Source organism: Rhodococcus sp. P4_F5 (assembly GCF_056401315.1).
On record NZ_JBFUJP010000030.1, the window covers coordinates 24,149 to 46,856 of the forward strand.

Here is a 22,708-nt window from a genome sequence, read left to right on the forward strand (position 1 = left end):
GGTCCCTCGACCGCGTCGGTCCCTCGACCGCCCCGTCCTCCGACGGAGCGGCGGCACGCTCTCCCGGTGCCGGGAGCGCCCTGCTGCCAGCAGCGATGTTAGTCGCGTGCGGCCGCGTACGCGGCGGGCGACTCCCCGGCCGGCCGGCCGGCCTCGAGCTCACGCTTGGCCTCGAACGCCATGTTCTTGCCCGCCACCCGGCGCTCCCGGTTCGCCGCCGCGAGGTCGAGCTTCGCCAGGGCCGCGGGTCCGTAACCGGTCGGCTCGGCGTGCAGGAAGTAGTGCACGATGGTGCCGTCGAGCACCGGTTCGAGCCAGACCTCCATGGTGCCGGTCAGCGGGCCGTTCACCGTCCAGCGAATTCCCTTCTCGGCACGGTCTTCCCCGACGCCGAGCCGGAGATCCGGCCACCAGCGGCGCCACTTGGACGGCGCGCCGAGGCACCCGGCGACGAGGGCGGGTTCCGCCGCGATGAAAGTCTGGTCCGCGACCTGAATGCTGCTCACCCGGCTAGCTTCACACATGCGCGGGACCGGGTGTGGTCCAGGGCGCAACAGCAGGCGTTAAAGTGGGTGCAAAGTTCAAAGCTACTCGTCAGTACCCACTCGTCAGCCCGCTGCGTCGGAGGTCTTCGTGCGTGAGTTCAGCGTTCCCTCAACTTTCATCGTTCCCGAGGACGCGTCCGCGGTGGACGGGGTGTTCAAACACGCCGCCGAGCGTCCCGACCTGGTGATCTTCAAGCGGCAGACCGGCGGCGCCTGGGCCGACGTGACCGCGGCCGAGTTCGCCTCCCAGGTCACCGCCGTCGCCAAGGGACTGATCGCGCTCGGCGTGCAGCCCGGCGACCGGGTCGGCCTGATGTCCGCCACCCGGTACGAGTGGCCGCTGGTCGACTTCGCGATCTGGGCCGCGGGCGGCGTCACCGTGCCGATCTACGAGACCTCGGCCGCCGAGCAGGTGCGCTGGATCCTCGAGGACTCCGCCGCCGTCCTGCTCGTCGTCGAGAACGCCGAGCACGAGCGGACCGTCGAGACCGTCGCCGCGGAGGCGCCGAGCCTGCGCCGGACGTTGCGCATCGAGGGCGCCGACGCCACCGCCGGTGCCGTCGAGGAACTCGTCGCCCTGGGCGCGGACGTCGCCGACGAGGAGGTGCGCTCGCGCACCGACGGGCTCCGGTCCGCCGACCCGGCCACCCTGATCTACACCTCCGGCACCACGGGCCGCCCCAAGGGCTGTCAGCTCACCCACGGCAACCTGATCGCCGAGTCCCGGGGCATCACCACCTCCGGGTTCGGCAGCCTGCTGCAGCCGGGCCGCCGCTCGCTGATGTTCCTGCCGATGGCGCACGTGCTGGCCCGCGCGGTCAGCCTCGGCGCGTTCGACGCCGGCGCCACGCTCGGCCACACCGCCGACATCCCGAACCTGGTGGCGAACTTCGGCGAGTTCAAGCCGGACTTCATCCTCTCGGTGCCCCGGGTGTTCGAGAAGGTGTACAACTCGGCACGCCAGAAGGCGCACGGCGAGGGCAAGGGCAAGATCTTCGACAAGGCCGCCGACATCGCCGTGCAGTGGAGCGAGGCCCAGGACACCGGTGGCGCGGGCCTGATCCTCAAGGCCCAGCACGCCCTGTTCGACAAGCTGGTGTACTCCAAGCTGCGCGCCGCCCTCGGCGGCCAGTGCCAGCTCGCGATCTCCGGCGGCGCACCGCTCGGCGCCCGCCTCGGCCACTTCTTCCGCGGCATCGGCGTGACCATCTACGAGGGCTACGGGCTCACCGAGACCACCGCCGCGATCGCCGTGAACACCCCCGGTAACCAGAAGATCGGCACCGTGGGCAAGCCGTTGGCCGGCAACGCGGTTCGGATCGCCGAGGACGGCGAGATCCTGCTCTCCGGTCCGGTGGTCTTCACCGGCTACTGGCGCAACGAGGCGGCCACCGCCGACGCCATCGAGGACGGCTGGTTCCACACCGGCGACCTCGGGTCCGTCGACTCCGAGGGCTACATCACCATCACCGGCCGCAAGAAGGAGATCATCGTCACCGCGGGCGGCAAGAACGTCGCGCCCGCGCAACTCGAGGACATGCTCCGCGCGCACCCGCTGATCAGCCAGGCCATCGTGGTCGGCGACCAGAAGCCGTTCATCGGCGCCCTGATCACCGTCGACCCGGACGCGTGGCCGGGCTGGAAGCAGCGCAACGGCAAGCCCGCCGCGGCCACGGTGGCGGAACTGCTCACCGACGCGGACCTGGTCGCCGACGTCGACGCGGCGATCGCCGAGGCCAACACCCTGGTCTCGCACGCCGAGGCGATCAAGAAGTACAAGATCCTGTCGGTCGACTTCAGCGAGGACACCGGCGAGCTCACGCCGACGCTCAAGCTCAAGCGCAACGTCATCCACCAGAGCTTCGCCGCCGACATCGACGCCATCTACTCGAAGTAGGGCGGCCGCGCCGCCGGTGAGTCCGTCCGGTTCCCCTTGGGGGAAGGACTCACCGGCGCGAAGCGGTCAGTGCAGCAGGCCGGCCAGCTTGGCGGCCAGGGTGTCCCATCGCCACTGCTCGGACACCCAACGCCGACCGGCMGCGCCCATCTCCGCGGCGCGGTCGGGGTCCGAGAGAACCGACGCCACGGACTCGGCGATCGCCCGTACCGAGGTTCCGTCGACGACGTGCCCGGTCTCGTTCTCCCGCACCGTCTCCGGCGCTCCGCCGGACCGCCCGGCGATCACCGGCACGCCGGTGGCCGACGCCTCCAGGAAGACGATCCCGAGGCCCTCCACGTCCAGCCCCGCGCCCCGGGTCCGGCACGGCATGGCGAACACGTCCGCGATGGTGTGGTGCGCAGCGAGTTCCGCGGCCGGCACGGTCCCGGTGAACACCACGTGCTCCTCGACGCCCTGCTCGCGCGCCAGCGCCCGCAGCGCGCCCTCGTAGGGGCCACCGCCGACGATCACCAGCACCGCCCCGTCGACGGACCGCCGGATCGTCGGCAGCGCCTTGATCAACATGTCCTGCCCCTTGCGCGGCACCAGCCGGGACAGGCACAGGACCGTGGGCCGCTCGCCCAGGCCGTACCGGGCACGCAGCTCCGCCCGAGCGGCCGGGTCCGGGCGGAACACCTCGGTGTCGACCCCCGGCGGCAGGTGTTCGAGAGCCGCGTCGGCGCCGAACGCCGCCGCGAAGCGACGGCGGGTGTACTTGCTGACGTAGGTGACGGTGTCGGTGGTGCCGCCGATCCGGCGCAGCGCCTGCCGGGCGCCGGGCAGCATCGACCAACCCACCTCGTGGCCGTGGGTGCTCGCGACGATCCGCTCCGCACCCGCGCGGCGCAGGCCCGGCGCGAGCAACGCCAGCGGCGCGGCGGCGCCGAACCAGACGCTGTCGCACCCGTGCGACCGGACCAGCTTCGCCGCGCGGCGGGCCACCAGCGGAGTGGGCAGCATCAGCGTCGTGGGGTGACGTACCACCTCGAACGGCTGGCGCGCGTCGAACTTCGTGTGGCTGTCGCCGCGCCACCGCGGCGCGTAGACGACCAGCTCGTCCGGGGGCAGTGCCGTCGCGAAAGACTGCAGGTAGGACTGAATTCCCCCCGGTCGAGGCGGAAAATCGTTCGTCACCAACAGGGTTCGCCGCATGTGTCCACCGTAGGGGTCAGGAGAGCTGCTCGGTCATCCAGGTGCCCCACCCGGACACCAGTTCCGCGCTCGACAGTCCGAGAACGCCCTGCAGGCGGCCGTCCAGCGTGATCCCGTCGACCGGACCGGTGGCCAGCGCGTGGTACAGGTCCCCCAGCGCGGATTCGCCGAACCGGTCGGCGATGTAGGCGTTCACCGACCATGCCAGCTCGTACGCCACCACCGCACGGTCCCCACCCGCCGCGAAGTCGGCGTCCGAGGGCAGCCGGGCGGGCGGCCCGTGCGCGGCCACGGCGGCCGCCACCGTCGGCGCCGCCGCCGCCACACCGATTCCGGAACCGCGGTGACCCGCGTAGTCCGCGAAGCCCTCGAGCATCCACAGCGGCGAACCGTCCGTGGTCGCCGCCCGGGCCGCGATGTGGGTCAGCTCGTGGCGGAGCACCGAACGCCGAGTGTCCTCGGTGAGCCGGCCCGCCGACGCCGGGCTGAACACGATCCGCTGCCCGGTCACCGTGTCCGACCCGGGCACGACTGCGTCGGACACCGCGACCGCCGCAATGTTCGCGCCGCTGTGGTCCGCGCCGGCCTGGGCCGTGAACTCCTCCTGGTCGGACGCGACGATCACCACCGCCCGACGGGCCCAGCCGGTCCCCCACAGCTCGGTCACGGCGGGCACCGCGGTCCGCATCTCCTCGGCCACGGCGTCGACCCAGGCCTCCTGGTCCGGATGTCCCAGCACCACCGAGACGTTCGACGCGGTGGTCACCTCGCGGGCGATCACCGGCCCGAAGTCCCAAGGCCCGCGCCAGGTTTCACGACCGTACTCGGGCAGGTCCCAGTCCGAGACCAGCTTCCAGTCGTCACCGCGGCGTGCCACCACCAGCGAGACCGGCTTGCGCGTCGACGCGGCGTCCGCCCCCTCGACGGCGTAGCGCAGGTACACCGGCGGCGCCCACACGTCCGTGGCGCCCAGGTGCTCGGCGAGGTCGGTCGGGACCGGGTGCTCCGGTTCGTGACCGATCTCGTAGCCCCAGTCCGCCAACGGCACCCCCGCCAGGTTGTTCATCCGGCGCACCTCGGCGTCGACGAACCCGGGCACCGCGCCCTCGTCGAAGAGCGCAACCAGAGAGCCACGGTCCCCGTCACGCACCGCCCCGGCCCACCGGTCGAGCAACCCCTGCACGCCCGCCCTGCGGGCCTGCTCGAACGCGCTGAGCGGGGCGGCCGCCACAGGCGCGGTGGGCGGCGGCGCATCGCCGGAACCGGCGGACAGCGCGACTGCGCCCGCGGCACCGAGCGCGCACAGCAACCCGGCCAGCGCCAGCGCCTCCCAGCGCCGGATCCGCCGCCTGGTCCGGCGCTGCGGTCGGTCACCACCGGCGGCCGGCCGGTCCGATTTCGGGGTGACCGTGCTCAGCAGGTCCGTCTTCAGCAGGTCCGTGTTCGGTATGTCTGCGTTCGGCGGACCCGCGTTCGGCGACCCGGCCCCCGGCATGTCGGCGTTCAGTAGCGTCGGGCGCCGTAGAACGGGTACGCGTCCATCGGCGCGACCTTGACCGGCACCCCGTACGTGGACGCGTGCACGATGTTCCCGTTCCCGATGTACATCCCCACATGCGAGGCGTCCGAGTAGTAGAGCACCAGGTCGCCGGGCTGCAGGTCGGCCTTCTGCACCGGCGCCCCGCCCGCGGCCTGCGCCTGGCTCGACCGCGGCAGGGTCTTGCCGATCTGCTTGTACGCCCAGACCATCAGCCCCGAGCAGTCGTAGCCGTCCGGTCCGGTGGCACCCCAGACGTACGGCTTGCCCACCTGGGTCAGGCCGGCCTCGACCGCGCCGGCGTTCGACCCGGCCGGCAGGTTCGCGAGAATGGCGCCGAGGTCGACGCCTGGCGGGAAGGGGGTGCCCGCGAGGGTGTCCCGCTCCGAGGCCGTCAGCGCACCGAACGCCCGTGTCACCTCGGCGATCTGGGTCTGCAGGTCGCTCTGCTTGCGCTGCAGGTCGTCGCTGATCGACTTGGCCTCTTCGGTGGCGGTGCGGGCCGCGGCGGCGGACTCCTGCGACGCCGCGGCGGCCGCGGCGGCCCGGTCGCCGGCCTCCTTGAACTCCTTGACCTGGACTGCGGTGTCCGCCGAGATGACGCTCAACGTGGACATCTGGTCGAGCAACTGCTGAGGAGAGTCCGACACCATCACCGCGAAGAGCCGGTTGACGCGCCCGCCCTGGTAGTTGACGGCGGTCAGCCGGTCGACAGCGGGCTGGAACTGCGCGACCTTCGCCTGGGCCTGCTCGAGCAGGGTGCGGTCGCCTGCGTTGCGCGCCTCGGCGTCGTGTTGCACGGAGAGCTTGGACTCGAGGTCGATCTGCGCGTTGTGCATCGCCTCGGTGGTCTGCTCGGACTCACGGGAGAGTTCGGCGAGCCGCTCGAGCGCCGCGGTCGGGTTGTCGAGCGCGGGGTCCGCGGACGCGGTACCCGCGGTTCCGGCCGACACCGCGACCAGTGTGAGGGTGAGCATTCCTGTTGCGAGCGCTCCACACCTGGACCGCATCGATCTCCGAGACGCCACGAACCGTGGTACTCCGTTCTTCCGCTCCTGCGCCATTGGATACCCGGTGCGGGGCGCGCCGATGGGCGCCGGCCCCGCCGTGGCGGAGACCTCCGCTGCCGCACCGGACGGCGCAGCGAGGTTTCGGAAGGTCTCGGCCAGGTTACGGAATGGCCAACTGGCTGTCCACCCGCTCGGCGAGTCCCGAATCGCTCGACATTCCGCCCCGCCCTGGCGAGTGTCTGCGGGGGTCCGGGAAGACGCCACAGGCCCCCGTCCACATGGGATCGGGGGCCTGCGTCAGCGCCGCGGGGGCGCCGGGTGAATCGGGTGCGCTCAGTAGCGGCGCGCGCCGTCCATCGGCATGGAGGCGATGGGCGCACGCTTGACCGGAGTGCCCGAGGTGGCGGCGTGGATGACCTCGCCGTTGCCCGCGTAGATGCCGGAGTGCGAGCCACCGTAGAAGGAGACGACGTCACCGACCTGCAGGGCGGAGGTCGGCACGGCGATGCCCGCGGCGGCCTGGTCGTAGCTGGTACGCGGCAGCGCGACGCCGGCCTGCTTGAACGCCCACTGCACGAGGCCGGAGCAGTCGAACGCGTCCGGGCCCGAGGCGCCCCACACGTACGGGGAGCCGATCTTGCTGGCAGCGGCGTCGACGGCCTTCTGACCTGCGGTCACGACCGGAGCCGGCGCGGGGACGCCGGGGAGCACGGGCATGGCCGGGAGGCCGGGGATCTGGATGGTCTGCGCGGGGACACCCGGGATGTCGAAGGTGCCGACGCCGGGGACCGTGACGGGCTCGGCGAATGCCGGAGCCGCAGAGACGGTGACTGCGCCGAGCGCGAGCGCACTGGCAATGACTACCCGGCGCATCGAGCGCTTGGAACTGTGTGTTGCCACGAAAGGATGTGCTCCGTTTCTTCCACTCAACCGCCGACCGAGTTAGCTGACGGGTTCGGGCTGGGAAGATCAGCCCTACCCGTCGGCACGCGGTGCGCGCTCCGACGGGATTCACCCCAAAGGAAAACTTGGGTTCCCGGCACGATCACCCTTGCGGGAAATCGATTAGGCGGTCCTAGCGATGCCGCGCCGGTGTGGCGAAGCAAGAACCCGCTAGGTCTCAGGAAGATTACGAAAGCGCATCCCCCGTGTCGACCCGACTCCCCCGGAAAGTCGGACAAATGCACCAAAACCACACCTGGACGCCCGTCAAGCCACCCCTTTGTCACGACAAGATAACGACCGAGTGGTCTGGTGCAGGTCCCCCGACACGACTAGACGGAGCCTGGGCACCAACCCGGCGTCCGCCAGGACCTCCATTGCAACTCGTTCGTCCTGCTCAATACTGATTCGGACCGGATGCCCCGCTTGCGCGGACGCGGCCGCTCCGCGGACCCCGGGCAACCCGAGCAGGACCGGCACCAGACAGTCCGCACACGCCGCGCCCCGCACCTCGCACTCACCGCAGTCGACAATCACTGTGACCCTCGTCTCTTTCGTCCGCCGCCGGGCGTTTCCGCGGCCCGTCCACGGAAAGTAGCCCCGGGGTCCGACAGGTTTCCTCGCGCACACGTTCGACTTGACGGTGCTGTCGGTGGCCGGCCCTAGCCTCAGCGCTGTGAGTCCCCGCATTTCGGCCGCACAGCAGTCGACGCCGCAGCAGTTGTCCTTCGACGAGCTGGACACCCCGCTGCGCGAGACCACCTTCGTCGTCGTCGACCTCGAGACCACCGGCAGCAGCTCCGGCGACGACGCCATCACGGAGATCGGCGCGGTGAAGATCCGGGGCGGCGAGGTGATCGGCGAGCTGGCGACGCTGGTCGACCCCGGCCGCAGCATCCCGCCCTACATCGTCGAGCTCACGGGGATCACGTCGGCAATGCTGATCGACGCACCCCGGATCGAGCGCGTCCTGCCGAGCTTCCTCGAATTCGCGCGCGGCGCGGTCCTGGTCGCCCACAACGCCCCGTTCGACGTCGGCTTCCTGAAGGCGGCCGCGGCCCGCTGCGAGCTACCGTGGCCGCCGTTCCAGGTGCTCTGCACCGTGAAGCTGGCCCGCCGGGCGCTCTCCCGGGAGGAGGCCCCCTCGGTGAAGCTCTCCGCGCTGGCCGGCCTGTTCCGGGTCGGCACCCAACCCACCCACCGCGCCCTCGACGACGCCCGCGCCACCGTCGACGTCCTGCACGGGCTGATCGAGCGCGTCGGCGGCCTGGGCGTGCACAGCTATGCCGAACTCGTCGACTACCTACCCAACGTCTCCGCCGCACAGCGCGGCAAGCGCGGCCTGGCCGCCGACCTCCCCCGCACACCCGGCGTCTACCTCTTCCGCGGTCCGTCGGAGGAAGTCCTCTACGTCGGCACCGCCGTGAACCTGCAGCGCCGGGTTCGGGGCTACTTCACCGGCTCCGAGACCCGCGCCCGGATGAAGGAGATGGTCGCGCTCGCCACCCGGGTCGACCATGTGGAATGCGCGCACGGGCTCGAGGCGTCCGTCCGGGAGTTGAGACTGCTCGCCGCGCACGCGCCTCCGTACAACCGCCGATCCAAGTTCCCGAGGCGTGCCTGGTGGATCACGATGACCGACGAACCGTTTCCCCGGTTGTCGGTCACCCGCCGCTCCACGGCGGAGGCACTCGGACCGTTCTCCTCGCGCACCGACGCCGGCGAGATCGCCGCCACGATCGCCGACGCATGTCGAATTCGCACCTGCACCAAGAAGATTCGTCAGGAACTGCCGCACGGGCCGGACTGCCCCGACAGCGTGGTCGGCGGCTGCCCGGCCGGCAGCGAGCCCCGGACCGCCGAGCACTACCGGCCCGCGCCGCTGAGCGCGCTCGCCATGTTCCGCGGCATGGACGACGCCCCACTGGCACGACTGCGCTCCCGCGTCGAGGAACTGGCGGCCGCCGAACTCTTCGAGAACGCTGCCCGGCTGCGCGACCGCACCGCGGCCCTCGCCACCGCGCTGCACCGCACGCAACGACTCGCCGCGCTGGCCGCCGTGGACGAACTGGTCGCCGCCCGGCCCCGCGACGAGGGCGGCTGGGAATTCGCGGTGGTCCGGGCGGGCCGCCTGGCGTCCGCGGGCGTCGCCGCGCGCGGGGTTGCGCCGATGCCCGTGGTCGAGGCACTCGTGCTCGCCGCGGAGACGGTGATCGACGAGCCGTCGCCGCTGCGTGGCGCGATGGCGGGCGAGGTCGGGTTGGTCGCGAGTTGGCTCGCGCTACCGGGAGTACGGGTGGTGCGGGCCAGCCAGGGCTACGCCGAACCCGCGCGAGGAGGCGGCGGGTGGCAGGAGTGGTGCGCGCTCGCCCACCGCGCGAGCGCCTAGTCTGAGCACGCGAGAGCGGAGTCCCCAGAAGCCCGGAGCCCCGGAGCGACCCGCGAGGGCTCTTCCCACAGTTTTATTTCCCACAGTTGTATAAGGAGCGAGATGATCAACGCCATCGTCCTCATTCATGCCGAGGCGAACCGGATCCCCGAGACCGCCCAGGCCGTGGCCGACATCGCCGGCGTCTCCGAGGTCTACTCGTGCGCGGGCGACGTCGACCTGATCGCCATCGTGAAGGTTCGCGACCACGCGCAGATCGCCGAGGTCGTCACCGGCGCGATCAACAAGGTCGAGGGTGTCGTGCAGACCACCACCCACATCGCGTTCCGGTCCTATGCCAGCGCCGATGTCGAGGCCGCCTTCTCCATCGGGGAGTAGCGCCCACCGGATCGACCGCATCCGGATCAGTGACATCCGGATCGACACGGGCATCCCGGGAGGCGCGGCGCCGCGCCTCCCGGGAGCAGCCTCAGCCCGCCAGCGCGGTGCTGACGGCGACCCAGCGGTCGAGCAGACCCGCGGCCGCACCGCTGTCGATCGCCGCGGTCGCGCGCGCCATCCCGGCCAGCAGGGCATCGTCGAGGTCGCCGTCGAGCCCGTCGTAGGCCGCGATCGCCCCGGCCGCATTGAGGACCACCGCGTCGTGCACGGCGCCCCGCTCGCCGCCGAGCACCGCCCGCGCGATTGCCGCGTTGGCCTCCGCGTCACCGCCGCGCAACGCATCCAGCGGCACCCTCGCGATCCCGAGCGCCGTCGGGTCGATCCGCTCCTGGCGAACCGTGCCGCCGGTGACGACGTAGGCGGTGCTGGTGGTCGAGGTGGTGATCTCGTCGAGTCCGTCGTCGCCGCGCACCACGAGCGCCGAGGCACCCCGGCCGGCGAGCACCCCCGCGACCACGGGCTGCAGGTCCGCGAACGCACAACCGATCAACCCGGCCCGCGGCCGCGCCGGGTTGGTCAGCGGCCCCAGCACGTTGAACACCGTCGGGATGCCGATTTCCTTGCGCGGGCCCGCGGTGAACCGGAACGCGGGGTGGAACGTCGGGGCGAAGCAGAAACCGATCCCCACCTGGCGGACACATTCCGCGACGGCGTCCGGGCTGAGGGTGATCTTCACCCCGAGTGCCTCGAGCACGTCCGCGCCACCGCTCTTGGACGACGCGGCGCGGTTACCGTGCTTGACCACCCGTACCCCGGCCGCCGCGACGACCACGGACGCCATGGTCGAGATGTTCACAGTCTGCTGGCGGTCGCCGCCGGTCCCGACCACGTCGACCGCGTCACCGTCGAGGTCGAGCGTCCGCGCGTGCGCGAGCATCGCGTCCGCGATCCCCGTCACCTCCGCGGGCTTCGGGCCCTTCATCTTCAATGCGACGCCGAACGCGGCAATCTGTGCCGAGGTCGCGTTGTCCGACATGATCTCGTCCATCGCCCACGACGCGGTGCCGGGATCCAGATCGTGCCCGTCCGTCAGCGCACCGAGCACCTCTGGCCAACTCCCCATCGCAACCGCCTCTTCCCTGGCCGACCGACAATGCTCCGCAGCTTAGTCAGTACCGGCAACCGGATTATGCGGCGGCTGCAACGCATCCCACCCGAGGACATGGCCGCCCGCACGCTGCGCCAGACCCGCCATCCGCGACTGCTCCTGGGAACAGTGCAGTGCGTCGAGCAGCTGGACCCGCGCGAGGACCAGCCCGACCAGTTCCGGGCCCTCGTCCGACGCCGCACCCGGAGCTGGTTCCTGAGCCGGCGTGTAACCGTCCTGGGCCGCGATCTCGGCGACCCGGGCCAGTTCGCCCCTCGGCACCCGCAGATGGTGCCGCAGGACCGCCTCCGAGGACTCGACCCAGCGGGGCTCCGACACCGCCGCCCGCTCCAGAACCCGGCTGCACGCCTCGGCGTCGTCGAAGCTCTCCACGACGACAACCAGATCAGTCCGATCCGGGTCGAGCGGGACCACCCGTCGACGTCCGAACAGACCCCTCAACCACCGCTGTAGTTCCATGACCTCAGCCTCGCACAGCCATCTACCTGCACAATCGTCGCGGCGTGCATACTTGGTCAGGGCTCCGACGCGCCCATCTTGGACCCGGGTACCCGTCTCTTACGACAAGGCGTCATACTTCTGTCTGTGACGAGCGCAGTAGGGACCCAAGGATCCGCAATCACCCAGCGCGTGCACTCGCTGAACCGGCCGAACATGGTCAGCGTCGGCACCATTGTCTGGCTGTCCAGCGAGCTCATGTTCTTCGCTGGTTTGTTCGCGATGTATTTTGTCGCGCGCGCGCAGGCGAACGGCAATTGGCCGCCGGAGCCCACCGAGTTGAATCTCATGCTCGCGGTCCCCGTGACCGCGGTGCTGGTGGCCTCCTCTTTCACCTGCCAGATGGGCGTTTTCGCCGCTGAGCGAGGTGACGTATTCGGCCTCCGCAGGTGGTACACCCTCACTCTGGTGATGGGCACCCTGTTCGTGATCGGCCAGGCATACGAGTACTACCACCTGGTGCACACCGGCACGACGTTCTCGAGCAGCTCCTACGGCTCGGTCTTCTACATGACGACCGGCTTCCACGGACTGCACGTGATCGGCGGCCTGGTTGCCTTCGTGATCCTGCTCGTACGTACCAAGCTCAGTAAGTTCACCCCCCAGCAGGCGACTGCGGCCATTGTTGTCTCGTACTACTGGCACTTCGTCGACATCGTGTGGATCGGCCTGTTCGCCACCATCTATTTCATCCGTTAGAAGCTGAACGCAGTACTCAGCCCAGTCCGTTCAGTCCGTTCCCGCGAGACCAAAGGGATACAGATGAGTTCATCCCCCCCTTCAGCAGCCGCCGACAGCGCGACTGCCTCCAAAGCCCGTCGTCAGCGCAAGTTCCGTAGGCGCGTCACCGGCGCCATGGTCCTGATGATGGGCCTCGTCGGCGCCGGCTTCCTCGCCGCAGCCCTGACCCCTACCCCGCAGGTAGCGACCGCGTCTGACGACTCGGCAGCGCTCATCCGCGAGGGCAAGCAGCTCTACGACACGTCCTGCATCACGTGCCACGGCGCGAACCTGCAGGGTGTCGAGGACCGTGGCCCGAGCCTCATCGGTGTCGGCGAGGCCGCCGTCTACTTCCAGGTCTCGTCGGGTCGCATGCCGGCCGCACGCAACGAGGCGCAGGCCCTGCGCAAGCCCGCGAAGTTCGACGCGAACCAGACCGACGCCATCGGCGCGTTCGTCCAGGCGAACGGCGGCGGCCCGACCGTCGTCCGCGACGCCAACGGCGAGGTCGCCTCGACGTCGCTGCGCGGCGACGACGTCGCACGCGGCAGCGAGCTGTTCCGGCTGAACTGCGCGTCGTGCCACAACTTCACCGGCAAGGGCGGCGCGCTGTCCTCCGGCAAGTTCGCACCGCCGCTCGAGCCGGCCAGCGAGCAGCAGATCTACCAGGCAATGGTCACCGGTCCGCAGAACATGCCCAAGTTCTCCGACCGCCAGCTGAGCCCGGACGAGAAGCACGACATCATCGCGTACGTCAAGTCCTCGAACGAGACCAAGAACCCCGGCGGCTACGGCCTCGGCGGCTTCGGCACCGGTCCCGAGGGCCTGGCCATGTGGGTCATCGGAATCGCTGCCGTCGTCGGCGCAGCGCTGTGGATCGGAGCAAGGTCATGAGCGACGCCGGTCACGGCGATACGCCACGTAAGCCCACCGAGGCCGAGCTCGACGCGATGAGTCGCGACGAACTCGTCGAACTCGGTACCAACCTCGACGGTGTCGACCTCGCGTTCCGGCGCGAGCGCTGGCCCGTCGAGGGAACCAAGGCGGAGAAGCGCGCCGAGCGCGACGTCGCCCTCTGGTTCGGCATCGCCGGCGTGGCAGCCATTGCATTCATCGCGATCTACCTCTTCTGGCCCTGGGAGTACAAGGGCATCGGCGAGGACGGCTACAACGCGTACAACCTCTACACCCCGCTGCTGGGCCTGACCATGGGCACCGCAATCCTCGCGGTCGGTGTCGGCGCGGTGAAGTTCACCAAGAAGTTCATCCCCGAAGAGGTCGCGATCCAGGACCGCCACGACGGCGGTTCCTCGGCGGTCGACCAGAAGACCATCGTCGCGCAGCTCGGCGACTCGCTGGAGACTTCGACGCTGGGTCGGCGCAAGCTGATCACCCGGAGCCTCGGGTTCGGCGCCGGCGCGCTCGGCATCATGGCGATCATGCCGCTCGGCGGCCTGATCAAGAACCCGTGGGCCAAGGGCGACAAGTCCGACCTGTGGACCTCGGGCTGGACCCCGGCCTTCCCCGGCGAGACCATCTACCTCCGTCGCTACACCGGCCGTCGCGACGACATCGTCCTGGTTCGCCCGGAGGACCTCGACGCGGGCTCGATGGAGACCGTGTTCCCGTTCCGTGAGTCGGAGCGCGGCAACGAGAAGGCCCTCGGCCACGCCCTCAAGCGCGCCGACAACCCGGTCATGCTGATCCGTCTGCGCACCGAGGACGCCACTCGCGCGGTCAAGCGTCGCGGCCAGGAGAGCTTCAACTACGGCGACTACTTCGCCTACTCGAAGCTCTGCACCCACCTGGGCTGCCCGACCTCGCTGTACGAGCAGCAGACCAACCGGATCCTCTGCCCGTGCCACCAGTCGCAGTTCGACGCTCTCCAGTACGGAAAGCCGATCTTCGGACCGGCCGCTCGTGCACTCCCCCAGTTGCCGATTACAGTCAACGAAGAGGGCTTCTTGGTCGCCAACGGCGACTTCGTCGAAGCTCTCGGCCCCGGATTTTGGGAGCGTCCCTCATGACAACCACCACTGGCGGCCAGTCCAAGGTCGCAGCTCACGCCGCCAAGGCGGGCGAGAACCTCGATTCTCGCTACCACCTTGCCGCCGGCATGCGCAGGCAGATCAACAAGGTCTTCCCGACCCACTGGTCCTTCCTGCTCGGCGAGATCGCGCTGTACAGCTTCGTGATCCTGCTCGTCTCGGGCGTGTACCTGACGCTGTTCTTCGACCCGTCCATGGCCGAGGTCGTCTACAACGGCGCCTACCAGCCGCTCCGCGGCGTCGAGATGTCGCGGGCGTACGCCACTACCCTGGACCTCTCGTTCGAGGTACGCGGCGGCCTGTTCGTCCGTCAGATCCACCACTGGGCCGCCCTGATGTTCGCCGCGTCGATCATCGTGCACCTGCTGCGCATCTTCTTCACCGGCGCGTTCCGTCGCCCGCGTGAGGCGAACTGGGTCATCGGCTGCCTGCTGCTGATCCTGGCGATGTTCGAGGGCTTCTTCGGCTACTCGCTGCCCGACGACCTGCTGTCCGGCACCGGCCTGCGTGCCGCCCTGTCCGGCATCACGCTGAGTGTCCCGGTCGTCGGCACCTGGCTGCAGTGGCTGATCTTCGACGGCGACTTCCCCGGTCAGCTGATCATCCCGCGTCTGTACGTGGCACACGTGCTGCTGCTGCCGGGCATCATCCTGGCCCTGATCGGTGCGCACCTGGCGCTGGTCTGGTACCAGAAGCACACGCAGTTCCCCGGCACCGGCCGCACCGAGCAGAACGTCGTGGGCGTCCGCATCCTCCCCGTGTTCGCGGTCAAGTCCGGTGCGTTCTTCGCCATCACCTTCGGCATCCTCGCGCTGATGGGCGGCCTGCTGCAGATCAACCCGGTCTGGAACCTCGGCCCGTACAACCCGTCGCAGGTCTCCGCCGGCGTCCAGCCCGACATCTACATGATGTGGACGGACGGCATGGCTCGCCTGTGGCCCGCGTGGGAGATCTACCTGTTCGGCACCTACACCATCCCGGCGGTGTTCGCGGTCGCGCTCATCATGGGTCTGGTCTTCACGGTGCTGATCGCCTACCCGTGGATCGAGAAGAAGTTCACCAAGGACGACGCGCACCACAACCTGCTGCAGCGTCCGCGCGACGTTCCGGTGCGTACCGGCCTCGGCGTCATGGCACTGACGTTCTACTTCATCCTGACCGTCATGTGTGTCAACGACATCATCGCGTACAAGTTCGACATCTCCGTGAACGCGACGACGTGGATTGGCCGCATCGGCATCGTCGTGCTGCCGCCGCTGGCGTACTTCTTCACGTACCGGTTCTGCCTGGGTCTGCAGCGCAGCGACCGCCAGGTGCTCGAGCACGGCATCGAGACCGGCGTGATCAAGCGCCTGCCGCACGGTGAGTACGTCGAGATCCACCAGCCGCTCGGCCCGGTCGACGACCACGGCCACCCGATCCCGCTCGAGTACCAGGGCGCGGCGATCCCGAAGAAGATGAACAAGCTGGGTTCGGCCGGCAAGCCGGGCTCCGGCAGCCTGCTCACCGCCGACCCGGTCGAGGAGTCCGAGGCCCTCAAGGCCGCGGAGCACCAGAACGAGCACGAGCAGCTCGCGATCCTCAAGGCCTACCAGGACAACGTCCACGGCCACGACAAGACCGACGGCAAGCACTGATTCCCGTCTGACACGTCAACGGTGAAGGCCCCGAACTCGAWTCGAGTTCGGGGCCTTCGTCGTTTCCGGGGTGCTGCGTGCCGGCCCGGCTGCTGCCTACGCGCGTACCGAGGTTCCCCGGTGGCCGTTCCCCTCCCCCACACTCTCCCGTTCGGACTCAATCGGCACGTAGGAGCTCGCCGAGAAGACTCTCGGCGAGATCGGAGCCTGCGTCGGCCAGGCGCTGGAGACAGCGCGCGTCGCCGGCCTGAGAGGCTCGCTGAGCCAACAGGTCGCCGGCATGCTCACTGCCCTCGTCGTGAAGTTGCTCGAGTTCGGTGAGGTCCTTGCGTGCATCTGCCAAGTCGGCGAGCCGGTCCAGGGCATCCTCGTTGCCCTCATCGGCCAGCGTCCGGAGGGTGTCTCGATCAATCAGTGTCGTCATGAGAGAAGGATGCAACCCTGCCCCTAGGGCAAGGTCAAGTGACAGGATGCGCGGGTGATCACGATCGGCCAGCTCGCCCGTTACGCCGGAGTAACCACCAAGACCATCCGCGTCTACCACGACAAGGGCGTCCTGCCAGAGCCCGAACGCGACAGTTCCGGCTACCGCCGCTACAACGCACGAGACGTTGCCACTGCCATCAGAGCACGGACCTTGTCCCAGGCCGGTGTGCCGCTCGCCGATGTTCGCGAGCTGTTCACCACCAGCGGTGCTGACTTCGCTGCGGCCCTGCACCAGGTGGACCAATCCCTCAGCCAACAGATCCGGGACCTGCGCGACACCCAACGACGGCTCCGTGCCCTCGCCGCCCAGGATCCCCTGAATCTGCCCGGCGAGGTTGTCGCCCACCTCGATCGGTTGCCGAACTGCGGCTTCACCGCTCGATGGGTCGCCATCGAAACCGATCTCTGGATCCTTGTGTTTGCGACCCTCCCCGACGAGGCGCTGGAGCTCTTCCGAGACCAGACCGACGCAGTGGACGACCCACGCCTGCGCGAGCTCTACCTTGCCTACGACGCCGCCCACGACCTGCGCCCCGACGATCCCCGCATTGAGGATCTCGCCGAGAGGATCGCCGAAGTTGCGCGGGAGCGCTACGCGCAGGCGCCGCCGCCCGGCCACGCAACACGCTCGAACGTCCCCGACCTCATTCAATCCACGTTGAACGAAGTGTCGCCGGCATGGCAGCGGCTCGCAGCACTGATCGCGGGAGCGGCTGGGAACCCTCACGGCTCGACGTAGGCCCGCTGTGTTCGCAGACGGCTGCCGAGTTGGCGGATCACGTGGCGTTGGGCGCGGCGACACCAACACGAACTGGGCGCCGGACTCCGGTGCGGAGTTCGGCGCCCAGTGGCGTACGTGTGGGTGTTGCTAGTGCTTCTCGGGACCGACGTGGTACTCGAAGACCAGGCCGCAGACCGCGGTCAGCACCAGGAGCACGCCGAAGGCGATCATCCAGGGCTGGAAGAAGGCCAGGGCGACCGCGATGAACGCGGCGGCCAGGGCGAGCGCGGCCGGCCACCAGCTACCCGGGCTGAAGAAGCCCAGGTCGCCCGCGCCGTCAGCGATCTCGGCCTCGTCGTAGTCCTCGGGGCGGGTGTCGAGACGACGCGCCACGAATCGGAAGTAGGTCCCGACGATCAGGGTCAGCCCGGCAGACAGCGCAATTGCGGTCAGACCGGCCCACTCGATGCCTGTCCTCGATGCGGCGGTGAACACGCCGTACACGATTCCGACGAGGATGAAAAACACCGTCAAAATCTCAAAGAGCTTGGCTTCGATATTCATGTCAGCTCGTCCTTCAGCGGTTGATGGGTGGGTGCCGTCGGCACGACTACTGGTACTCGCCCTCGAGCACGTCGCTGGCCTGGCGGTACGTGCGCTCGGTGTTGAACGGATGCGTCGAGGTGGCGACCGGCGACTCGCCGATCTCCTTGAGTGCCTCGGCGGTGCTCAGCCCGCGTCCACCCTCGTCAGCCGGCTTGCGCAGCTCGATGTACTCGTTGAACTTCTCCGGGCTCACGGCGCGGATCTCGAAGTTCATCATCGCGTGGTACGTGCCGCACATCTCGGCGCAGCGGCCGACGAACGCGCCTTCCTTCTGGATCTCACTGATCTGGAAGACGTTGTCCGAGTGGTTTTCCTTCGGGTTCGGCATGACGTCCCGCTTGAACAGGAACTCCGGGACCCAGAAGGCGTGGATGACGTCGGCGGCGTTGAGGACGAACTCGACGCGCTTGCCGGTCGGCAGCACCAGGACCGGGATCTCGTCGCTGGTGCCGACGGTCTCGATCTTGTCGTAGTGCAGGAACGACAGGTCGTTCTTGCTCTTGCCGTTGATCGGACCGGGAACCAGGTTGCCGTGGACTTCCTGCTCCTCGGCCGGCACCTCGGCAGCGGCCTGCGCCTCGAGGTTGGTGCCCTCGTACTTCGCGGTGCCGTCACCCATGTCGATGGTGCGGTAGCCGAACTTCCAGTTCCACTGGTACGCCGTCACGTCGACCACGACGTTCGGGTTGTCCTTCTTCTCCGTGACGTAGTTCTGCACGACCACGGTGAAGTAGAACAGCACGGCGATGATGACGAACGGCACCGCGGTGTAGAAGAGCTCCAGCGGCACGTTGTATGCCGTCTGCCGCGGGAACTCGGGCGAGTCCTTCTTCTTCCGGTGGAAGATGACCACCCAGAAGGTGAGGCCCCACACAATCACGCCCATGAACAGGGCGGCGACGACCGACCAGGTCCACAGCTCACGCATCCGCTCAGCCTGCGGGGTAATGCCCGACGGCCATCCGAACCGGAGTACCGGATTGTCGATCGAACAACCCGACAGCAGCATGGCGGCTAGGCCTAATGATGCTGCTAGCCCCGCCCGCCGAAGGATCCGACTCTGCGCCACGTTCACGCCTTCCTGATCGCTGCAAAATTGAGATAGGCCCGCCCAGTGGGCAGCCCGAATACTACGCAGCGTAGACCAAAGCTGCCGCCCATCCACCCTCGGGTCTGAACCAGCGATTCGCCGAGTCTGCGGCATACTTTTGAACATTCGTGAATTGGCCCCGTCAACTGCGGGTCCATCCCCTATGCGTGAATTGAGGTACCGGACGCTGTGTGCGGACTGCTCGGGCTATTGACCTCCACCGGCACCACCGACGACGCGGTCGCCCGCGTCGACGCGGCGATGCACTGTCTGCGTCACCGCGGACCGGACGAGCACGGCACTTGGCACGACGCCGACCTCGTCTTCGGTTTCAACCGGCTCTCGATCATCGACATCGAGCACTCGCACCAGCCGCTGCGCTGGGGCCCGCCGGAGAACCCGGACCGCTACGCCCTGACCTTCAACGGCGAGATCTACAACTACCTGGAGATTCGCGCCGAACTCGCGAAGGACCACGGCGCCACCTTCCGGACGGAGGGCGACAGCGAGGCAATCGTCGCCGCGTTCCACCACTGGGGCGCCGACGCGGTCCGCCGGCTGCGGGGCATGTTCGCCTTCGCGATCTGGGACACCGAGACCAAGGACCTGTTCCTGGCCCGGGACCCGTTCGGCATCAAGCCGCTGTTCCTGGCGACGGGCGCCGGTGGCACCGCCTTCGGCAGCGAGAAGAAGAGCCTGCTGGAGCTGACCGAGCTGATCGGCATCGGCACGGACCTCGACCCCCGCGCCATCGAGCACTACACGGTGCTGCAGTACGTGCCCGAGCCGGAGACGCTGCACGCCGACATCCGCCGGCTCGAGTCCGGTTCCTACGCCTGGGTGCGGGCCGGCGAGGCGCCGCGGATCACCCGCTACTTCACCCCGAAGTTCCCGGCGAAGCCGTTCGTCCCGGGTTCCGAGCAGGCCCGCTACCAGGAGATCGCCGAGGCGCTCGAGGACTCCGTCGCCAAGCACATGCGCGCGGACGTGACCGTCGGGTCGTTCCTGTCGGGCGGCATCGACTCCACCGCGATCGCGGCCCTGGCCATCCGGCACAACCCGGACCTGATCACCTTCACCACCGGCTTCGAGCGCGAGGGCTACTCCGAGGTCGACGTCGCCGCCGAGTCGGCCGCCGCGATCGGCGCCAGGCACGTGGTCAAGGTCGTCAGCCCGGCCGAGTTCGCGGCTGCGATCCCGGAGATCATCTGGTACCTCGACGACCCGGTCGCCGACCCGGCGCTGGTGCCGTTGTGGTTCGTGGCGAAGGAGGCCCGCAAGCACGTCAAGGTGGTGCTCTCGGGCGAGGGCGCGGACGAGCTGTTCGGCGGCTACACCATCTACCGCGAGCCGATCTCGCTCAAGCCGTTCGAGTACCTGCCGGCCCCGCTGCGACGGGCCGCCGGCAAGCTCTCCGACCGGATCCCGGAGGGCACCCGCGGCAAGAGCCTGCTGCACCGCGGCTCGATGACGCTCGAGGATCGCTACTACGGCAACGCGCGCAGCTTCAGCGACGCCCAGCTGCGGAGCGTGCTGCGTGACTTCCGGCCGGAGTGGACCCACCAGGACGTGACGGCGCCGATCTACGCGCAGTCGCGGGACTGGGACCCGGTGGCGCGCATGCAGCACCTGGACCTGTTCACCTGGATGCGCGGCGACATCCTGGTCAAGGCCGACAAGATGACGATGGCGAACTCACTCGAGCTGCGGGTGCCGTTCCTCGACACCGAGGTCTTCGACGTGGCCTCGCGGGTGCCGCTGGATCAGAAGATCACCAAGACCACGACGAAGTACGCGCTGCGTCAGGCGTTGKAGGGGATCGTCCCGGCGCACGTGCTGCACCGCGCGAAGCTGGGCTTCCCGGTACCGCTGCGGCACTGGCTCGCCGGCACGGAGCTGTTCGACTGGGCGCACCAGCAGATCGCGGACTCGCAGACCGACCACATCTTCGACAAGGCCGCGGTGGCCGCGATGCTGAACGCGCACCGCGAGGGCGTCTCCGACCACAGCCGTCGGCTCTGGACGGTGCTGTGCTTCATGGTGTGGCACGGCATCTTCGTGGAGAAGCGCATCGTGCCGCAGATCCAGGAGCCGGTCTACCCGGTCAACCTGTAGGCACTGCCGCGCCTGTGCGCCTTTCTGGTAGCGCGGACTACCAAGAAGGCGCACAGGCGGCGGAGCCGCCTACTTCAGCAGGGCACCGATCTCGTCGGCCGCGTCGGTCCCGTACGCGTCGGCCAGCCGCTTGACGGCGTCGTCGCGGTCCAGGCTCCACTCCTGGGTGCCGACGGTCTCGAGCACCAGCACCGCCACCAGCGAGCCGAGCTGCGCGGACCGCTCGAGGCCCAGCCCCGCGGCCTGTCCGGTGAGGAACCCGGCCCGGAACGCGTCACCGACGCCGGTGGGGTCCACCTTCGCCTTCTCCGGCACGACCCCGACGCGCACGAAGTTGCCCTCGCGGTCGACGATCTCGACGCCCTCCGCGCCGAGCGTGGTCACCCGCAGGCCCACCTGCTGCGCGATCTCGGTCTCGGTGAGCTCGCTCTTCTGCAGCAGCAGCGCCCACTCGTACTTGTTCGTGAACAGGTACTTCGCGCCGCCGATCAGCTCGCGGGCCTCGGCCCCGGAGAGCCGCGCGAGCTGCTGGGACGGGTCGGCCGCGAACGGCAGCCCCAGCTCGCGGCACTGCTCGGTGTGCCGGATCATCGCGGCCGGATCGTTGGCGCCCACGAGCACCAGGTCCACACCGGCGGGCAGGTCGGCCAGCGAGATCTCGCGGGCCTCGCTCATCGCACCCGGGTAGAACGACGCGATCTGCGCCATGTCCTCGTCGGTGGTGCACACGAACCGGGCGGTGTGCGCGGTCTCGGAGATCCGGACCGACTCGCAGTCGACGCCGTGTCCCTCGAGCCAGGTCCGGTACTCCGCGAAGTCGGCGCCGACGGCCCCGACCAGCAGCGGCGACCCGCCGAGCACGCCCATGGCGTAGGCGATGTTGCCGCCGACACCGCCGCGCCGGACCACCAGGTCGTCGACGAGGAAGCTCAGCGAGATGTTCTGGAGCTGGTCGGCGAGCAGCTGCTCGGCGAACCGGCCGGGGAACCGCATCAGGTGATCGGTGGCGATGGAACCGGTGACCGCAATTGTCACGCTCGGGGACCTTTCAGTTGGTCGGGACGGCGTCCGCGCCGCCCCACTATTCGGTTGTGCCGCAAAACGGCCACGGTACCGGCACCGCGACGCGGGCCGTGCCGACCGGGCGGCACGGGAGTCGAGGCGTCGACCCCCGGACACGGCAAATGGCGCGGAACCCGGTCCGGGTTCCGCGCCACTGCCGCACGGCTCACACGGCGTACGCCGCGGGATCGATCAGTTGAACGAGTCTCCACAGGCGCAGGAGCCGGTGGCGTTCGGGTTGTCGATCGTGAAGCCCTGCTTCTCGATGCTGTCGACGAAGTCGATGGAGGCGCCCTCGACGTACGGCGCGCTCATCCGGTCCACGGCCAGGCTGACGCCGCCGAAGTCGACGATCAGGTCACCGTCGAGGTTCCGGTCGTCGAAGAAGAGCTGGTAACGCAGCCCCGCACAGCCACCCGGCTGGACGGCGATACGCAGCGCCAGGTCGTCGCGACCCTCCTGGTCGAGCAACGCCTTCGCCTTGGCGGCCGCGGCATCGGTCATGACGACCTTGTGCGCGGTCGTCTCGTTCTGCACAGTCATGGGCTCTCCCTGTTCGCTCGTGCCAAACCCGTGAACGCTTCAACGGTACCCCGCCCTCCGATTATTCCTTCCCCACGTCCCCGGCTGTGGTCTCCGTGAGCGCGTGCGGCCGCCGATCC

At 69.2% G+C, this 22,708-nt stretch carries 21 protein-coding genes and 1 riboswitch; of the genes, 9 read left to right on the forward strand and 12 right to left on the reverse strand.

Annotated elements, in window-relative coordinates; translation table 11 throughout:
- Positions 1-98 precede the first annotated feature (98 nt).
- A complete protein-coding gene (locus AC1DU4_RS13905; protein WP_477840718.1) occupies positions 99-506 on the reverse strand; it encodes a polyketide cyclase / dehydrase and lipid transport in 408 nt (135 codons plus the stop codon).
- Between the two features lie 127 nt (positions 507-633).
- On the opposite strand from AC1DU4_RS13905, the gene AC1DU4_RS13910 reads away from it, so the two are divergent.
- Positions 634-2,442: an AMP-dependent synthetase/ligase gene (locus AC1DU4_RS13910; protein WP_477840720.1), complete on the forward strand. Its 1,809-nt coding sequence runs from the start codon at positions 634-636 to the stop codon at positions 2,440-2,442.
- 66 nt (positions 2,443-2,508) lie between these two features.
- Here AC1DU4_RS13910 and AC1DU4_RS13915 read toward each other — a convergent pair whose 3' ends face one another.
- From AC1DU4_RS13915 to AC1DU4_RS13930, 4 genes are all read right to left on the reverse strand, one after another.
- A complete protein-coding gene (locus AC1DU4_RS13915; RefSeq protein ID WP_477840722.1) occupies positions 2,509-3,636 on the reverse strand; it encodes a glycosyltransferase family 4 protein in 1,128 nt (375 codons plus the stop codon).
- 16 nt (positions 3,637-3,652) lie between these two features.
- Positions 3,653-5,131, reverse strand: coding sequence for a hypothetical protein (locus tag AC1DU4_RS13920; protein ID WP_477840724.1), 1,479 nt, complete (start codon positions 5,129-5,131; stop codon positions 3,653-3,655).
- Positions 5,132-5,139: 8 nt separating this feature from the next.
- Entirely contained in the window at positions 5,140-6,150 is a 1,011-nt protein-coding gene (locus AC1DU4_RS13925; protein ID WP_477840726.1) for a C40 family peptidase, read from the reverse strand.
- 366 nt (positions 6,151-6,516) lie between these two features.
- A complete protein-coding gene (locus AC1DU4_RS13930; protein ID WP_477840728.1) occupies positions 6,517-7,083 on the reverse strand; it encodes an NlpC/P60 family protein in 567 nt (188 codons plus the stop codon).
- A gap of 16 nt (positions 7,084-7,099) precedes the next feature.
- Positions 7,100-7,265: riboswitch (cyclic di-AMP (ydaO/yuaA leader) on the reverse strand.
- Between the two features lie 536 nt (positions 7,266-7,801).
- On the opposite strand from AC1DU4_RS13930, the gene AC1DU4_RS13935 reads away from it, so the two are divergent.
- Both AC1DU4_RS13935 and AC1DU4_RS13940 read left to right on the forward strand, forming a co-directional pair.
- Positions 7,802-9,514: a DEDD exonuclease domain-containing protein gene (locus AC1DU4_RS13935; RefSeq protein ID WP_477840730.1), complete on the forward strand. Its 1,713-nt coding sequence runs from the start codon at positions 7,802-7,804 to the stop codon at positions 9,512-9,514.
- Positions 9,515-9,616: 102 nt separating this feature from the next.
- Positions 9,617-9,892 carry an Lrp/AsnC family transcriptional regulator gene (locus tag AC1DU4_RS13940; RefSeq protein WP_072847395.1) on the forward strand — a complete coding sequence of 92 codons (276 nt, stop codon included), beginning with the start codon at positions 9,617-9,619 and terminating at the stop codon, positions 9,890-9,892.
- A 91-nt stretch (positions 9,893-9,983) separates the two neighbouring features.
- On the opposite strand, the gene trpD is transcribed toward AC1DU4_RS13940, so the two are convergent.
- Both trpD and AC1DU4_RS13950 read right to left on the reverse strand, forming a co-directional pair.
- Positions 9,984-11,018: an anthranilate phosphoribosyltransferase gene (trpD, locus tag AC1DU4_RS13945; protein WP_072847394.1), complete on the reverse strand. Its 1,035-nt coding sequence runs from the start codon at positions 11,016-11,018 to the stop codon at positions 9,984-9,986.
- A 42-nt stretch (positions 11,019-11,060) separates the two neighbouring features.
- A complete protein-coding gene (locus AC1DU4_RS13950) occupies positions 11,061-11,522 on the reverse strand; it encodes a hypothetical protein (RefSeq protein WP_477840732.1) in 462 nt (153 codons plus the stop codon).
- A gap of 126 nt (positions 11,523-11,648) precedes the next feature.
- On the opposite strand from AC1DU4_RS13950, the gene ctaE reads away from it, so the two are divergent.
- From ctaE to qcrB, 4 genes are all read left to right on the forward strand, one after another.
- Positions 11,649-12,260: an aa3-type cytochrome oxidase subunit III gene (gene ctaE, locus AC1DU4_RS13955; protein ID WP_072847392.1), complete on the forward strand. Its 612-nt coding sequence runs from the start codon at positions 11,649-11,651 to the stop codon at positions 12,258-12,260.
- 63 nt (positions 12,261-12,323) lie between these two features.
- Complete coding sequence (qcrC, locus tag AC1DU4_RS13960; RefSeq protein WP_477840735.1) at positions 12,324-13,175, forward strand: cytochrome bc1 complex diheme cytochrome c subunit; 852 nt, start codon at positions 12,324-12,326, stop codon at positions 13,173-13,175.
- Positions 13,172-14,308 carry a cytochrome bc1 complex Rieske iron-sulfur subunit gene (gene qcrA, locus AC1DU4_RS13965; protein WP_477840737.1) on the forward strand — a complete coding sequence of 379 codons (1,137 nt, stop codon included), beginning with the start codon at positions 13,172-13,174 and terminating at the stop codon, positions 14,306-14,308. Before qcrC ends, qcrA begins: the two co-directional genes overlap by 4 nt.
- Positions 14,305-15,966, forward strand: coding sequence for a cytochrome bc1 complex cytochrome b subunit (gene qcrB, locus AC1DU4_RS13970; protein WP_477840739.1), 1,662 nt, complete (start codon positions 14,305-14,307; stop codon positions 15,964-15,966). Before qcrA ends, qcrB begins: the two co-directional genes overlap by 4 nt.
- Positions 15,967-16,123: 157 nt before the next feature.
- Here the strand turns inward: qcrB and AC1DU4_RS13975 are convergent, their stop codons facing one another.
- Positions 16,124-16,390, reverse strand: a complete 267-nt coding sequence (locus AC1DU4_RS13975) for a hypothetical protein (protein ID WP_477840740.1) — start codon at positions 16,388-16,390, stop codon at positions 16,124-16,126.
- A gap of 54 nt (positions 16,391-16,444) precedes the next feature.
- On the opposite strand from AC1DU4_RS13975, the gene AC1DU4_RS13980 reads away from it, so the two are divergent.
- A complete protein-coding gene (locus tag AC1DU4_RS13980) occupies positions 16,445-17,191 on the forward strand; it encodes a MerR family transcriptional regulator (RefSeq protein ID WP_477840742.1) in 747 nt (248 codons plus the stop codon).
- Between the two features lie 129 nt (positions 17,192-17,320).
- On the opposite strand, the gene AC1DU4_RS13985 is transcribed toward AC1DU4_RS13980, so the two are convergent.
- Both AC1DU4_RS13985 and ctaC read right to left on the reverse strand, forming a co-directional pair.
- Complete coding sequence (locus AC1DU4_RS13985) at positions 17,321-17,737, reverse strand: cytochrome c oxidase subunit 4 (protein WP_072847389.1); 417 nt, start codon at positions 17,735-17,737, stop codon at positions 17,321-17,323.
- 46 nt (positions 17,738-17,783) lie between these two features.
- Entirely contained in the window at positions 17,784-18,854 is a 1,071-nt protein-coding gene (gene ctaC, locus AC1DU4_RS13990; RefSeq protein ID WP_477840744.1) for an aa3-type cytochrome oxidase subunit II, read from the reverse strand.
- A gap of 204 nt (positions 18,855-19,058) precedes the next feature.
- On the opposite strand from ctaC, the gene asnB reads away from it, so the two are divergent.
- Complete coding sequence (gene asnB / locus AC1DU4_RS13995; RefSeq protein ID WP_477840746.1) at positions 19,059-20,984, forward strand: asparagine synthase (glutamine-hydrolyzing); 1,926 nt, start codon at positions 19,059-19,061, stop codon at positions 20,982-20,984.
- Between the two features lie 69 nt (positions 20,985-21,053).
- Here asnB and AC1DU4_RS14000 read toward each other — a convergent pair whose 3' ends face one another.
- Complete coding sequence (locus tag AC1DU4_RS14000; RefSeq protein ID WP_477840748.1) at positions 21,054-22,019, reverse strand: carbohydrate kinase family protein; 966 nt, start codon at positions 22,017-22,019, stop codon at positions 21,054-21,056.
- A 219-nt stretch (positions 22,020-22,238) separates the two neighbouring features.
- The gene (locus AC1DU4_RS14005) at positions 22,239-22,589 is read right to left on the reverse strand and encodes an iron-sulfur cluster assembly accessory protein (RefSeq protein ID WP_072847385.1); all 351 of its coding nucleotides are present in this window, start codon (positions 22,587-22,589) and stop codon (positions 22,239-22,241) included.
- Positions 22,590-22,708: the final 119 nt, after the last annotated feature.

Bases quoted from the DNA above. Each gene is read 5' to 3' on its own strand.
- AC1DU4_RS13920 (WP_477840724.1), bottom strand. From the start codon at position 5,131: ATGCCGGGGGCCGGGTCGCCGAACGCGGGTCCGCCGAACGCAGACATA.
- AC1DU4_RS13925 (WP_477840726.1), bottom strand. From the start codon at position 6,150: ATGCTCACCCTCACACTGGTCGCGGTGTCGGCCGGAACCGCGGGTACC.
- AC1DU4_RS13940 (WP_072847395.1), top strand. From the start codon at position 9,617: ATGATCAACGCCATCGTCCTCATTCATGCCGAGGCGAACCGGATCCCC.
- trpD (WP_072847394.1), bottom strand. From the start codon at position 11,018: ATGGGGAGTTGGCCAGAGGTGCTCGGTGCGCTGACGGACGGGCACGAT.
- AC1DU4_RS13950 (WP_477840732.1), bottom strand. From the start codon at position 11,522: ATGGAACTACAGCGGTGGTTGAGGGGTCTGTTCGGACGTCGACGGGTG.
- qcrC (WP_477840735.1), top strand. From the start codon at position 12,324: ATGAGTTCATCCCCCCCTTCAGCAGCCGCCGACAGCGCGACTGCCTCC.
- qcrA (WP_477840737.1), top strand. From the start codon at position 13,172: ATGAGCGACGCCGGTCACGGCGATACGCCACGTAAGCCCACCGAGGCC.
- qcrB (WP_477840739.1), top strand. From the start codon at position 14,305: ATGACAACCACCACTGGCGGCCAGTCCAAGGTCGCAGCTCACGCCGCC.
- AC1DU4_RS13975 (WP_477840740.1), bottom strand. From the start codon at position 16,390: ATGACGACACTGATTGATCGAGACACCCTCCGGACGCTGGCCGATGAG.
- AC1DU4_RS13985 (WP_072847389.1), bottom strand. From the start codon at position 17,737: ATGAATATCGAAGCCAAGCTCTTTGAGATTTTGACGGTGTTTTTCATC.
- AC1DU4_RS14005 (WP_072847385.1), bottom strand. From the start codon at position 22,589: ATGACTGTGCAGAACGAGACGACCGCGCACAAGGTCGTCATGACCGAT.